1 protein-coding gene is annotated in these 257 nt (G+C 61.9%); it reads right to left on the minus strand.

Annotated elements, in window-relative coordinates; all coding sequences use genetic code 11:
- Positions 1–257, minus strand: a 257-nt coding sequence (locus tag LD028_RS09185) for a lipoate--protein ligase family protein (protein ID WP_369414821.1), incomplete at both ends; no start/stop codon positions are given.

A 257-nucleotide genomic window follows, 5' to 3' on the forward strand; every position in this document is an offset into this window, starting at 1 on the left:
TGGCGACCCGGCTGCGAATCGACTTAATCCCTTTCGACTGGATTTTCTGGGGATTCACGTTCAGCGCGGAGACGACACGCTCCAGGTCGGAGTCAAACAGCAGCGTGCCGTGGCTGAACATGCGTCCTTTGGCGGCGTACTGGGCGTTGCCGGAAATTTTCCGCTCGCCCACCTGGATGTCGTTGCGGCCCGTCAGCTCCGCGTCGACGCCCATCTGGCGCAGAGCGCGAACGACCGGATCGGTAAACTTGCGGAAG

It is taken from the genome of Anoxybacillus sp. LAT27, assembly GCF_022030075.1.
GTDB lineage: Bacteria > Bacillota > Bacilli > Bacillales > Anoxybacillaceae > Anoxybacillus > Anoxybacillus kestanbolensis.